Below are 13159 nucleotides of genomic sequence, written 5' to 3' on the forward strand. Positions count from 1 at the left end.
GTGCTCACGCCCGCGCTTCTCGCGGAGAACCCGACGGCGAACTTCTCCGAGGACACCGGCTGGGTCGTCCTGGTGAAGGCCGTGCTGCTGTTCGCGGTGGCCGTCGTCGCGACGCTGCTGATGATCTGGGCCGAGCGCCGCGTGGTGGGCCGGATGCAGTCGCGTCCCGGCCCCAACCGCCACGGACCGTTCGGCCTGCTGCAGTCCCTGGCCGACGGCGTGAAACTGGCGCTGAAGGAAGACATCATCCCGGCGGCGGCCGACAAGGTCGTCTTCGTGATCGCGCCATTGATCGCCTGCACGGCCTGCTTCACCTCGTTCGCGGTGATCCCGTTCGGGCCGCAGGTCCGTATCCCGTTCACCGACATCGACACTCCGCTGCAGCTCACCGACATGAACGTCGCGGTGCTGTTCATCCTGGCCGTGGCCGGGATCGGGGTGTACGGCATCGTGCTGGCCGGCTGGTCGTCCGGCTCGACCTACCCGCTGCTGGGTGGTCTGCGGTCCTCGGCCCAGGTCATCTCTTACGAGATCGCGATGGGGCTCTCGCTGGTCAGCGTGTTCCTGTACTCCGGCTCGATGTCCACCTCGGCGATCGTCGAGGCACAGCAGTCGATCTGGTGGTGCCTGCCACTGCTGCCGTCGTTCGTCATCTACGTGATCGCGATGGTCGGCGAGACCAACCGGGCCCCGTTCGACCTGCCCGAGGCCGAGGGTGAGCTGGTCGGTGGCTTCCACACCGAGTACAGCTCACTGAAGTTCGCCCTGTTCTTCCTCGCCGAGTACGTCAACATGGTCACCGTCTCGATGCTGGCGACCACGCTGTTCCTCGGCGGATGGCGGGCCCCGTGGCCGATCTCGCTGTGGGACGACGCGAACACCGGCTACTGGCCACTGATCTGGTTCGCGGTCAAGACCTGTCTCTTCCTGTTCATGTACATCTGGCTGCGCGGCACGCTGCCGCGTCTGCGCTACGACCAGTTCATGCGCTTCGGCTGGAAAATCCTCATCCCGGCCGCCCTGCTCTGGACGATGGCCGTGGCCGTCGTGCGGGCCATGGACCAGTTCGGCAACATCGACCGCCGCGACCGGGTCATGATCCTGGTCGGAGTGGTGCTGGTGCTGGCGATCGTCTGGGGCGCGGTCGAGGCTCTGAGAGGCACGCCGCCCGAGGAGAAGCCGGCCGACCCGGAGATCCCGGTCGACCCGTTCGCGGGCGGATTCCCGGTGCCGGCGATGCCCGGCCAGCGGCTGATCCGGACCAATGGGCAGAACGAGGGTCAGGCTTCCGGCCCCACTGACGCAACACCCGCACTGGAGGAGGTCCGCGGTGGCTGACCGCAATTCGAACGAGACCTCGTCGGACGGCGGTGGCTGGCTCTCGGCCTTCGCCCCCATCGCCGGGTTCGGTGTCACCTTCGCGACGATGTTCACGAAGGTTGTCACCGAGCAGTACCCGGAACAGAAGGTCCCGACCGCACCCCGGTTCCACGGGCGTCACCAGCTGAACCGGCACCCCGACGGGCTGGAGAAGTGCATCGGCTGCGAGCTGTGCGCCTGGGCCTGCCCGGCCGACGCCATCTTCGTCGAGGGAGCGGACAACACCGAGGAAGACCGGTTCTCGCCCGGTGAGCGCTACGGCCGCGTCTACCAGATCAACTACCTGCGCTGCATCCTCTGCGGCCTGTGCATCGAGGCCTGCCCGACCCGGGCCCTGACCATGACGAACGAGTACGAGCAGCTCAAGGGCAGCACCCGGGCCGGCCTGATCTTCGAGAAGCAGGACCTGCTGGCCCCGGTGCTCGGCGGGATGATCCCGGCCCCGCACCCGATGGTGCCCGGCACCACCGAACAGGACTACTACCAGGGCAAGGTCACCCAGTCGGTGCCCGAGCAGCAGGAATGGGTGGACGCGCGCACGGGCGAGGACGAGAAGGCCGAGCCGGTCGAGTCGGTCAAGGGGGGCGACCGGTGAACACCGCGCTCCTGCTCGCCACCTCACCCGGCGCCTCCGACTACGGCAGCAGCGGTGAGAACTGGCTGTTCTGGGTCATCGCGATCATTTCCGTGCCCGCCGCACTCGGTCTGCTGTTCTGCCGCAAGGCGGTTCACGCCGCGCTGTGCATGGCTCTGGTGATGGTCTGCCTCGGCATCGTCTACCTGGCGCTGCAGGCACCGTTCCTCGGAGTGGTGCAGATCTTCGTCTACGCCGGCGCCGTGATGATGCTGTTCCTCTTCATGATGATGCTGGTCGGCGTCGACTCCTCGGACTCGCTGGTCGAGACCATCAAGGGTCAGCGCTGGCTGGCCCTGGTCTTCGGTCTCGGCCTGGCCGGCCTGATGATCACGGTGATCGGTCAGGTCACCTACGACGGCGCCAAGGGTCTGCAGAACATCGACGCCGAGGGCAACATGACGAAGATGGCCGAGATGATCTTCGGCCAGTACGTCTGGGCCTTCGAGGCCACCAGCGCCCTGCTGATCACCGCGGTGCTCGGCGCGATGGTGCTGGCGCACCGCGAGCGGCTCACCCCGAAGGCGACGCAGCGCGACCTGGCGATCAAGCGCATCAAGGAAGGCACGATCAAGGCCCCGCTGCCCTCGCCCGGTGTCTTCGCCCGGCACAACGCGGTCGACATCCCGGCCCTGCTGCCCGACGGCAGCCCGTCCGAGCTGTCGGTCTCGCGGGTGCTCATCGCCCGGGGGCAGAACCAGTCCGTGCTCACGGTCGCCGAGGACGTGGCGATCATCGAGGCGGAGATCAGCCCGAACGCCCAGAACCAGGCGGACGCGCAGGGCCACCCGCTCAAGGGCCCCGGGAACCCGGGGTTCGAGACCGGGACGACCAGCACGTCCACCATCGAGACCGCCACGAAGACCGCAACGACGACCGGGACGACCGGGACGACCGGGACGACCGCCAAGACCGAAGGGGACCGGTCATGAACCAGATTCACTGGCTGTACCTGTCGGTGCTGCTGTTCTCGATCGGTGCCGTGACCGTGCTGGTCCGGAAGAACGCGATCGTGGTCTTCATGGGCGTCGAGCTCATGCTGAACGCCGCCAACCTGGCGTTCGTCACCTTCTCCCGCATCAACGGGAACATCGAGGGCCAGGTGATCGCGCTGTTCGTGATGCTCGTCGCGGCCGCCGAGGTGGTCGTCGGACTGGCGATCATCTTCACCATCTTCCGCACCCGCAGGTCTGCGTCGGTCGACGACGCCAACCTGCTGAAGTACTGAGAGGCACGGCCGTGATGCTGACTTCCGCCGCCGAGCCGGGGGTGTACCAGGCCGCGGAGGGCGCCGTTCAGTCCGGCGCCTGGCTGCTGGTCGCCCTGCCGGCCCTGGGTGCCGCGATCCTCCTGCTCGGCGGTCGCCGCCTGGACAAGTGGGGCCACTGGCTCGGCGTGGTGATGAGCTGGGCCGCCTTCGTCTGGGGCGCACTGCTCTTCTTCAGCCTGCTGGGCGCGGACGCCGAGGAACGTGCGATCCACCTGAACCTGTTCACCTGGATCCAGGCGGGCACGTTCCGCCTCGACGCCGGGCTGCTGGTCGACCAGCTGTCGATCGCGTTCGTGCTGCTGGTGACGTTCGTCGGCTCGCTGATCCACGTCTACTCCGTGGCCTACATGGAGCACGACCCGGACCGGCGCCGGTTCTTCGCCTACCTCAACCTCTTCGTCGCCTCGATGCTGCTCCTGGTCCTGGCCGACTCCTACCTCCTGATGTTCGTCGGCTGGGAGGGCGTCGGTCTTGCGTCCTACCTGCTGATCGGTTTCTGGAACTACAACCCGGCCTACGCCACCGCCGCCAAGAAGGCGTTCATCGTCAACCGCGTCGGTGACGTGGGACTTTCGCTGGCGATCATGGCGATGTTCGCCGCGTTCGGCAGCGTCTCGTTCAGCGACGTCTTCGCGAACGCCGACTCCGCGAGCGAGAACAAGCTCACCGTCATCGGCCTGCTGCTCCTGGTCGGCGCCTGTGGAAAGTCCGCGCAGTTCCCGTTGCAGTCCTGGCTCGGCGACGCGATGGCCGGTCCCACACCGGTTTCCGCACTGATCCACGCCGCGACCATGGTCACCGCCGGTGTCTACCTGGTGGTGCGCTCCGGGCCGGTCTACATCGGTGCGCCGGACGCCCAGCTGGTGGTCGTCATCGTCGGTGCGATCACCCTGGTCTACGGGGCGATCGTCGGCTGTGCGAAGGACGACATCAAGAAGGCCCTGGCCGCCTCGACGATGTCGCAGATCGGCTACATGATGCTCGCTGCCGGGCTGGGCCCGGTCGGCGCCGCCTTCGCGATCTTCCACCTGCTCACCCACGGCTTCTTCAAGGCCGGCATGTTCCTCGGCGCCGGATCGGTCATGCACGGCATGAACGACTCGGTGAACATGCGCACGTTCGGACGTCTTTCCGGGGTCATGAAGATCACCTGGGTGACGTTCGGGCTGGGTTGGCTGGCCATCATCGGCTTCCCGTTCCTGTCCGGCTTCTGGAGCAAGGACAAGATCATCGAGGCCGCGTTCATCGGGGAGGGCTGGCGGCCCTGGGTCTTCGGGCTCACCGCCATGCTGGCCGCCGGTATCACCGCCTTCTACATGTCCCGCCTCTTCTTCATGACCTTCCAGGGCAAGGAGAAGCGCTGGAACGACGACGCCCACCCGCACGAGTCGCCGGCCCTGATGACGGTGCCGATGATGATCCTCGCGATCGGCTCGGCCTTCCTCGGTCTGGCGCTGGGCGTCACCAACGGGCTCGTGCACTGGCTGGAGCCGGTGACCGGCGCCCACGGCGAGGAGGAACCGGTGCTCTCGGTTCCCGTGATCACCGGGGCCACACTGGTTCTCGTCGCGGTGGGCGTGGCCCTGGCCTGGCGGATGTACTGGCAGGCCTCGGTCCCCGTGACCGCGCCCCGCGGAAGCCTTCTCACCCGCGCCGCCCGGCACGACCTGTTCCAGGACGACATCAACGAAGGCCTGTTCATGCGCCCGGGCCAGTACCTGACCCGCGCGCTGGTGTTCGTGGACAACCGGGGTGTGGACGGTGCCGTGCGCGGCCTGGCCGCTCTCATCGGCGGCCTCGGCGGCAGGCTGCGCCTCCTCCAGACCGGTCTGGTCCGTTCCTATGCCGCGTCGATGCTCGCGGGCGTCGTCATCCTCCTCGGCGGCATGCTCGCCGTCCGCCTGTAATCACTGATTGAGGAACCCATGGACTTCCCCTGGCTGACGGTGATCGGAGCCGTCCCTCTGGCGGGCTCGGCCGTGATCGCGGCCCTGCCCAAGGCGCTCGCGCCGCGGGCGAGGCATGTCGCCCTCGGCGTCTCGCTGGTGGCGTTCGCACTGACCGTGGTCGCGGCGCTGCAGTTCGACACCGCACGCGCCGGCGAGATCCAGCTCACCGAACTGCATTCCTGGATCAGTGAGTTCGGCGTCAGCTACGCGCTCGGCGTGAACGGCATCGGCCTGGTGATGGTGGCGCTGTCCACCGTGCTGGTGCCGGTCTGCGTGCTGGCCGCCTGGAACGAGGTGGACGAGGAGAAGGCCCGGTTGTTCTACGGGCTGATCATGGTGCTCGAGGCGATGATGATCGGCGTCTTCGCGGCGCGCGACCTCTTCCTCTTCTACGTGTTCTTCGAGGCCATCCTGATCCCGGTCTACTTCCTGATCGGGGCCTTCGGCGGCAACGAGCAGCGTCGCCGGTACGCCGCCGTGAAGTTCCTCAGCTACTCGCTCACCGGTGGGCTGATCATGCTGGTCGGGGTGATCAGCCTCTACCACGCCGGTCCGGGCGGTGATCGCGGCTTCCTGATCGACAATCTGACCGGCCTGGACTTCTCCAGCCCGACGGCCGAGCGGCTGATGTTCGTCTCGCTCTTCATCGCGTTCGCGATCAAGGCGCCGATCTGGCCGGTGCACACCTGGCTGCCCGACGCGGCCGCCGAGGCCCCGGCCGGGGTGGCGGTGCTGCTGGTCGGTGTGCTCGACAAGATCGGCACCTTCGGCATGCTGACCCTCTGCCTGCCGCTCTTCCCCGGAGCCAGCAAGTGGGCCGCACCGACGATCCTGGCCCTGGCCGTGGTCTCCGTGCTCTACGGGGCGCTGCTGGCGATCGGCCAGACCGACCTCAAGCGCCTGATCGCCTACACCTCGATCTCGCACTTCGGTTTCATCGTGCTCGGCATCTTCGCGATGACGTCCACCGGCCAGGCCGGTTCGACCCTCTACATGGTCAACCACGGCTTCTCCACCGCCGCGCTGTTCCTGGTCGCGGGCATGCTGATCCACCGCCGCGGCTCGGCCGACATCGACGAGTACGGCGGCCTGCAGCGCACCACCCCGGTGCTCGCCGCGGGCTTCCTGCTGGCCGGTCTGTCCAGCCTGGCGCTGCCCGGCATGTCGAGCTTCGTCAGCGAATTCATGGTGCTGACCGGCACGTTCATCAAGTACCCGGCGGTGGCCGTACTGGCCACGCTCGGCATCGTGCTCGCGGCCCTCTACATCCTGCTGACCTACCAGCGCATGTTCACCGGGCCGGTCAAGGAGTACTCGAACGGCTGGAAAGACCTCAGCACCCGCGAGGTCCTGGTGGTCGCACCCCTGGTCGTGGTCATCCTCTTCCTCGGTGTCTACCCGAAACCCGTTCTGGACGTCATCAATCCAGCCATCAGCACCACCATGCAGCAGGTCGGCGTCACGGACCCCGAGCCGACCGTCGCAGTTGAGGGAGAGAACAAGTGAACGCTCCTTCGGTCGACTACACCGCGGTAGCGCCGATGCTGGCCGTCTTCGTCGCGGCGCTGCTCGCCGTGCTCGTCGAGGCCTTCGCACCGCGCGCCCAGCGGTTCATCATCCAGGTCTTCCTGGCGACGGTCAGCATCGCCACCGGCTTGATCTTCGTGGTCTACCTGGCCACCCAGGACACCTCCAAGACCACCGCCGGCGGCGCGGTCGTCATCGACGGTCCGGCGCTCTTCCTCCAGGGCACCATCCTGGTACTCGCCCTGATGGCCGTGCTGACCATGGCCGACGAGGCCTCGCCGGAGTCCAGCGCGTTCACGTCGCAGGCCTCCGCGGTGCCCGGATCGGTGGACGAGGCCCGCGCCTCGCGCCTCGGCCTGGTGCAGACCGAGATCTACCCGCTGATCCTGTTCTCGCTGGTCGGCATGCTGCTCTTCCCGGCCTCGAACGACCTGCTGACGATGTTCATCGCCCTCGAGGTGCTGTCGCTGCCGCTGTACCTGCTCTGCGGCATGGCCCGTCGCCGTCGTCTCCTGTCCCAGGAGGCGTCGCTGAAGTACTTCCTGCTGGGCGCGTTCTCGTCGGCGTTCTTCCTGTTCGGTGCCGCTCTCCTCTACGGCTTCGCGGGCTCCGTGCGCCTGTCGGCCATCGCCGCGGCGATCGCGGACGGCGGCGGCACCACCGCCGCCTCGGCCGTGGTCGGCAAGGACGGCCTGCTGCTCATGGGTATCGGCCTGCTCGCGGTCGGCCTGCTGTTCAAGGTCGGCGCGGTGCCGTTCCAGTCCTGGACCCCGGACGTGTACCAGGGCGCCCCCACCCCGGTCACCGGCTTCATGGCCGCCTGCACCAAGGTCGCCGCGTTCGGTGCACTGCTGCGTATCGCCTACGTCGCCATCCCGGGCGTGCGCTGGGACTGGCAGCCGGTGATCTGGGTGATCGCCGCCCTGACCATGCTGGTCGGCTCGATCATCGCGATCGTCCAGGCCGACGTGAAGCGCATGCTGGCCTACTCCTCGATCGCCCACGCCGGGTTCATCCTCGTCGGCCTGCTGGCGATGGACCGGGCGGGTATCGGTGCGGTGCTGTTCTACCTCGCGGCCTACGGCTTCACCACCATCGGGGCCTTCGCCCTGGTGGCCATGGTGCGTACCTCCACCCCGGACGGCGGTGTCGGCGGTGAGGCTACTCACCTCTCCCAGTGGCAGGGGCTCGGCAAGCGGTCGCCGTGGCTCGCCGCGATCTTCACGCTGTTCCTCCTGGCTTTCGCCGGAATTCCGCTGACCAGCGGCTTCACCAGCAAGTTCGCGGTCTTCTCGGCCGCTGCCGACCAGGCGCCGTGGGGTCCGGGCCTGGTGGTCGTGGGTGTGGCGGCCAGCGCGATCGCCGTCTTCTTCTACATCCGCGTCATCGTGTTGATGTACTTCAACGACTCGGTAGGCGATGCTGTAACCGTGACCCGCCCCGGAGCCCTGACGACCCTCGCCGTCGGCGTCGGTGTCGTCGCGACGATCGGGCTCGGCATCCTCCCTGCCGCTGCCCTTCAATTGGCCAACAGCTCGTCTGTGTTCTTACCGTGAGTGCTGTGACCGCTTCCCTGGATCTGCCGGTGGCCGACGCCGCCCTTGCCGAGTCCGTTCGTATCGGCATGGAAACGGTCGAGGCCCGGCTGCGAGAGGCGGTCCAGCAGACCGACCAGCTCGCTGATACGGCCTCCCGTCATCTCGTGGAGGCAGGGGGCAAGCGGGTCCGCCCGATGCTCACCCTGCTGGCCGCACACCTCGGTGACGGAGACCGTCCCGAGGCCGTGCAGGCCGGGGTGGTCGTCGAGCTGACCCACCTCGCCTCGCTCTACCACGACGACGTGATGGACTCCGCCGACCAGCGCCGCGGTGCCGCCGCGGCCCACCTGGTCTGGGGCAACCAGGTCGCGATCCTCGTCGGTGACCTGCTCTTCGCCCGGGCGTCGCGCATCGTCGCCGAGCTCGGCCCCGAGGCCGTCGACATCCAGGCCGCCACCTTCGAGCGGCTGTGCCTGGGCCAGATGCACGAGACGGTCGGCCCGTCGCCCACCGACGACCCGATCGCCCACTACCTGCAGGTGCTCGGCGACAAGACCGGTTCGCTCATCGCCACCGCCGGCCGCTTCGGTGCCATGTTCGGCGGCTGTGACGCGCAGACGATCGACATCATGATCCGCTACGGCGAGCTCGTCGGTGTCGCCTTCCAGCTCGCCGACGACGTCATCGACCTCTCCAGTGCCGGCCGGGTCTCCGGCAAGGTGCAGGGCACCGACCTGCGCGAGGGCGTGCCCACCCTGCCCACCCTCCTGGTCCGCCGGGCCGCCGCCGACGGTGACACCGACGCGTCCACCATTGTCGGCATGCTCGACGGCGACCTCTCCGACGACGCCCGGCTGGCCGAGACCATCGAGGCTCTCAACGAGCACAAGGTGATGGACACCGCCCGCGACGAGGCGGCCCGCTGGGCCCACGACGCCGTCAGCACCCTCGATCCGCTGCCGCAGTCGCCGGCCAAGGCCGCCCTGCAGAAGTTCGCGGAAGCCGTGGTCGACCGCACCCGCTGACACCGACCCGCGTAACCGTGCCCGGTAGCCCCTGTGCAGGGGTGGCCGGGCATGTCTCTTTTAGGCTTTCCCCACGTCAGGAAATTGGGCATTTTCACAAATGTCTAGATGATCGGGGGATCCACACATCTCGGTCGCCAAGGCCGAGGCAGCCAATGATTTGACGAAGAACTCCTTCGCCCCGGACGACCTCATTCTCGTCGTCGAAGTGATATCGAACGACACCGAAGAGAACGACCGCGAGACCAAGCTGGAGATCTATGCGCGTCACCGGATCCAGCACTACTGGATCGTCGAGAACGAAGGCAACCTGCCGGTCGTCCACGTCTACGAACTCGACCACACGATCAGGTTCTACCGGCACACCGGTATCTACCGAGAGCGCCTCACGTCGACCACGCCTTTCGAGATCGACATCGATCTCACCGGACTCGACCGCATCTGACGCAAGCGCCGGGCGTCCTCCATCCTGTGCGGGCCGACATACCCGAGGCGCCCCGTGCCCTCGACCCGCCCGACGCGTTCCTTGTTCTCTTGACTCCACGGGGGCTGCTCTGGTGACTCACCTACCCCTCAGGTAGCGTCACAAGAGTGGGTTCTGTAGTGCTGCCGATTGTGAGGTCCGGGTCATGAGTCGAGCTCCGCGCGAAGATTTCGACGAGAGCGACGTTCAGGTCGGGCATTCCAAGGACTCCGCCGCCGGCGTTCCCGGGGTTTACCACGCGCTGAAGAAGTCGTACGAGCAGATGGGCGCCACCCGCACCACGCGCACGCTGCTGAAGCTGAACCAGAAGGACGGGTTCGACTGTCCGGGCTGTGCCTGGCCGGAGAAAGACCACCGGCATGTGGCGGAGTTCTGCGAGAACGGGGCCAAGGCCGTCGCCGAGGAGGCGACGAAGCGCACGATCGGGGCGGACTTCTTCGCCCGGCACGCCGTCTCCGAGCTCGACCAGAAGACCGACTGGTGGCTGGGACAGCAGGGCCGGCTCACCGAGCCGCTGATCAAGCCCGCCGGCCAGGACCACTACGTGCCGATCAGCTGGGACTCCGCGTTCGACCTGATCGCGACCGAGCTGCGGGGGCTGGACAGCCCGAACCGGGCGACCTTCTACACCTCGGGCCGTACGAGCAACGAAGCCGCTTTCGTGTACCAGCTGATGGTGCGGGCGCTGGGCACGAACAACCTGCCCGACTGCTCGAACATGTGCCACGAGTCGTCCGGCTCGGCGCTGACCGAGGCGATCGGCGTGGGTAAGGGCAGCGTGCAGATCGACGACCTCGAGCAGGCCGATCTGATCGTGGTGATGGGCCAGAACCCGGGCACCAACCACCCGCGCATGCTCGCCACGCTGGAGGCGGCCAAGCAGAACGGCGCCGTGATCGTGGCGGTGAACCCGCTGCCCGAGGCCGGCCTCATCAACTTCCGCAACCCGCAGACGCCGAAGGGCGTCGTGGGTTCGGGCACTCCGCTGGCTGACGACTTCCTGCAGATCCGGATCGGCGGTGACCAGGCCCTGCTGATGGCCGTGGCCCAGATCCTGCTGCAGCACGACGAGGTGATCGACCACGCGTTCATCGCCGAGCACACCGCCGGGTTCGACGAGTACGCCGCCCACATCAAGGGTCTCGACCTGGCCGAGCTGGTCCGGGCGACCGGCCTGACGCAGTCGCAGGTGCGCGATCTGGCCGACCGGTTCCTGGCCTCGCGCAAGACCATCGTCTGCTGGGCGATGGGCATCACGCAGCACAAGCACTCGGTGCCGACGATCCACGAGATCGTGAACGTGCTGATGATCCAGGGAAACCTGGGCCGTCCGGGAGCCGGGGTGTGCCCGGTACGCGGTCACAGCAACGTGCAGGGCGACCGCACCATGGGCATCTTCGAGAAGATGCCCGAGTGGTTCCTCGACAACCTGCAGCAGGAGTTCGGCTTCGAGCCGCCGCGCCAACACGGCTTCGACGTGGTCGACAGCCTGCGGGCCATGCGCGACGGTGAGATCGACGTGTTCATGGCGGTCGGCGGCAACTTCGTGCGGGCCACACCTGACAGCAACCTGACCGAGGCGGCCCTGCGTCAGTGCCGCCTCACCGTGCAGGTCTCGACCAAGCTCAACCGCTCACACACGGTCTGCGGCGAGACCGCGCTGATCCTGCCCACGCTCGGCCGCACCGACCGCGACCGGCAGGCCTCGGGTGATCAGAAGGTCAGCGTCGAGGACTCGATGAGCCGGGTGCACGGTTCGCGCGGACACCTCAAGCCCCCGTCCGATCAGCTGCTCTCCGAGGTGGCGATCGTGACCCGCCTGGCCCGGCGGGCGGTCGGCGACCGGGTGGACGTGCCCTGGGACGACTTCGAGGCCGACTACTCCACGATCCGCGACCGGATCTCCCGGGTGGTGCCCGGCTTCGACGACTACGAGACGAAACTGGCCGACCCGAAAGGTTTCACGCTGCCGCACGCCACGCGCAGCCGCCGTTTCCCGACGAAGACCGGCCGGGCCAACTTCACCGCCTGCCCGCTGGAGTACCCGAAGATCCCCGAAGGCCGGTTGCTGCTGCAGACCCTGCGCAGCCACGACCAGTACAACACCACGATCTACGGTCTGGACGACCGCTACCGCGGCGTCACGGGCGGCCGCCGGGTGGTGTTCGTGAATGCCGACGATCTACGGACGCTCGGGCTGGCCGACGGGGAGATGGTCGACCTGGTCTCGGAGTGGGTGGACGGGGTGGACCGGCGCGCCGAGAACTTCCGGATCGTGCAGTACGACACCGCGAAGGGCTGCGCGGCGGCCTACTACCCGGAGACGAACGTGCTGGTGCCGCTGGACAGCGTGGCCGACACCAGCAACACGCCCACCTCGAAGTCCGTGATCGTGCGGCTCGAGAAGGTCTAGGAAACAGCGACGCGGGCGGCGGCGAGTCGATCGGATCGCTGCCGCCGCGCGGTGACCAGGCTGTCGGAGGTCAGGAGCACCAGGGCCACCCAGACCAGGCCGAAGCCGGCCCAGCGGGAGGCCGGCATGTGCTCGTCCAGCACCAGCACGCCGCAGAGGAACTGCAGTACGGGGGTCATGTACTGCAGCAGACCCATGGTGGAGAGCGGCACCCGGCTGGCCGCGGAGGCGAAGAGCAGCAGCGGCACGACCGTGACGAAACCCGTCGACACGAGCAGAAGCGCCTGCCACGGCGGGTTGTCGGCGAAGGTGCTGTTGCCCTGAGCGCCCAGCACGACCAGCGTGATGATCGTGAACGGCGCCAGCACCAGGTTCTCGGTGCTCAGCCCGGCCAGGGCGCTGACCCCGCCGTTGCTGCCGACCTGCTTCTTCAGCAGGCCGTAGGTGCCGAAGCTGAGGGCCAGGGAGAGGGCGATCGTTGGCACATGCCCGTAGTTCACGGTCAGGACGATGCCGGCGACCACGCCCACGCCCACGGCGGCCCACTGCATCACACGTAGCCGCTCGCGCAGCACGATGACGCCCAGGGCCACGGTGATCAGCGGGTTCAGGAAGTAGCCGAGCGCGGCCTCGACCACCTGATCGCTGTTGACGGCGTAGATGTAGACGCCCCAGTTGATCGCGATCAGGAACGCGGCCGTGCCCAGGAGCAGCAGCTGACGGCGGTTCCGGAGCACCGCCCCGACCTCCGGCCACGAGCGCAGGGCCGTGAGGAGGACGAGGCAGAGCACCCCGCTGCAGAGGATCCGGTAGGACAGCACCTCGATCGCACCGGAATCGGCCAGGAGCCGGAAGTAGAGCGGGAAGATGCCCCACAACAGGTAGCAGGAGAAGCCGTAGATGATGCCTTTACGGGTCTCCGGATTCATCCCACGATTC

11 protein-coding genes are annotated in these 13159 nt (G+C 67.6%); 10 read left to right on the top strand and 1 reads right to left on the bottom strand.

What is annotated here, in order from left to right; all coding sequences use genetic code 11:
* From nuoH to QSK05_RS04855, 10 genes are all read left to right on the top strand, one after another.
* Nucleotides 1–1338: an NADH-quinone oxidoreductase subunit NuoH gene (nuoH, locus tag QSK05_RS04810; protein ID WP_285594296.1), complete on the top strand. Its 1338-nt coding sequence runs from the start codon at nucleotides 1–3 to the stop codon at nucleotides 1336–1338.
* Nucleotides 1331–1975, top strand: a complete 645-nt coding sequence (gene nuoI / locus QSK05_RS04815; RefSeq protein ID WP_285594298.1) for an NADH-quinone oxidoreductase subunit NuoI — start codon at nucleotides 1331–1333, stop codon at nucleotides 1973–1975. Before nuoH ends, nuoI begins: the two co-directional genes overlap by 8 nt.
* On the top strand, nucleotides 1972–2946 hold the full coding sequence (locus QSK05_RS04820; RefSeq protein WP_285594300.1) for an NADH-quinone oxidoreductase subunit J: 975 nt from the start codon (nucleotides 1972–1974) through the stop codon (nucleotides 2944–2946). Before nuoI ends, QSK05_RS04820 begins: the two co-directional genes overlap by 4 nt.
* Nucleotides 2943–3242 (top strand): NADH-quinone oxidoreductase subunit NuoK, encoded by a 300-nt coding sequence (gene nuoK / locus QSK05_RS04825; protein WP_285594302.1) that lies wholly within the window; start codon nucleotides 2943–2945, stop codon nucleotides 3240–3242. Before QSK05_RS04820 ends, nuoK begins: the two co-directional genes overlap by 4 nt.
* A gap of 14 nt (nucleotides 3243–3256) precedes the next feature.
* On the top strand, nucleotides 3257–5191 hold the full coding sequence (gene nuoL, locus QSK05_RS04830) for an NADH-quinone oxidoreductase subunit L (protein ID WP_285594304.1): 1935 nt from the start codon (nucleotides 3257–3259) through the stop codon (nucleotides 5189–5191).
* Between the two features lie 18 nt (nucleotides 5192–5209).
* On the top strand, nucleotides 5210–6739 hold the full coding sequence (locus tag QSK05_RS04835; protein WP_285594306.1) for an NADH-quinone oxidoreductase subunit M: 1530 nt from the start codon (nucleotides 5210–5212) through the stop codon (nucleotides 6737–6739).
* Nucleotides 6740–6774: 35 nt separating this feature from the next.
* A complete protein-coding gene (gene nuoN, locus QSK05_RS04840) occupies nucleotides 6775–8316 on the top strand; it encodes an NADH-quinone oxidoreductase subunit NuoN (RefSeq protein WP_352300280.1) in 1542 nt (513 codons plus the stop codon).
* Between the two features lie 5 nt (nucleotides 8317–8321).
* Entirely contained in the window at nucleotides 8322–9323 is a 1002-nt protein-coding gene (locus QSK05_RS04845; RefSeq protein WP_285594310.1) for a polyprenyl synthetase family protein, read from the top strand.
* Between the two features lie 127 nt (nucleotides 9324–9450).
* Nucleotides 9451–9768 (top strand): Uma2 family endonuclease, encoded by a 318-nt coding sequence (locus QSK05_RS04850; protein WP_285595165.1) that lies wholly within the window; start codon nucleotides 9451–9453, stop codon nucleotides 9766–9768.
* A 184-nt stretch (nucleotides 9769–9952) separates the two neighbouring features.
* On the top strand, nucleotides 9953–12220 hold the full coding sequence (locus tag QSK05_RS04855; RefSeq protein ID WP_285594312.1) for an FdhF/YdeP family oxidoreductase: 2268 nt from the start codon (nucleotides 9953–9955) through the stop codon (nucleotides 12218–12220).
* Here the strand turns inward: QSK05_RS04855 and rarD are convergent.
* Nucleotides 12217–13149 carry an EamA family transporter RarD gene (gene rarD, locus QSK05_RS04860; protein WP_285594314.1) on the bottom strand — a complete coding sequence of 311 codons (933 nt, stop codon included), beginning with the start codon at nucleotides 13147–13149 and terminating at the stop codon, nucleotides 12217–12219. The two genes, QSK05_RS04855 and rarD, sit on opposite strands and share 4 nt — an antisense overlap.
* Nucleotides 13150–13159: the final 10 nt, after the last annotated feature.

It is taken from the genome of Kineosporia sp. NBRC 101731 (assembly GCF_030269305.1).
Taxonomy (GTDB): Bacteria; Actinomycetota; Actinomycetes; order Actinomycetales; family Kineosporiaceae; genus Kineosporia.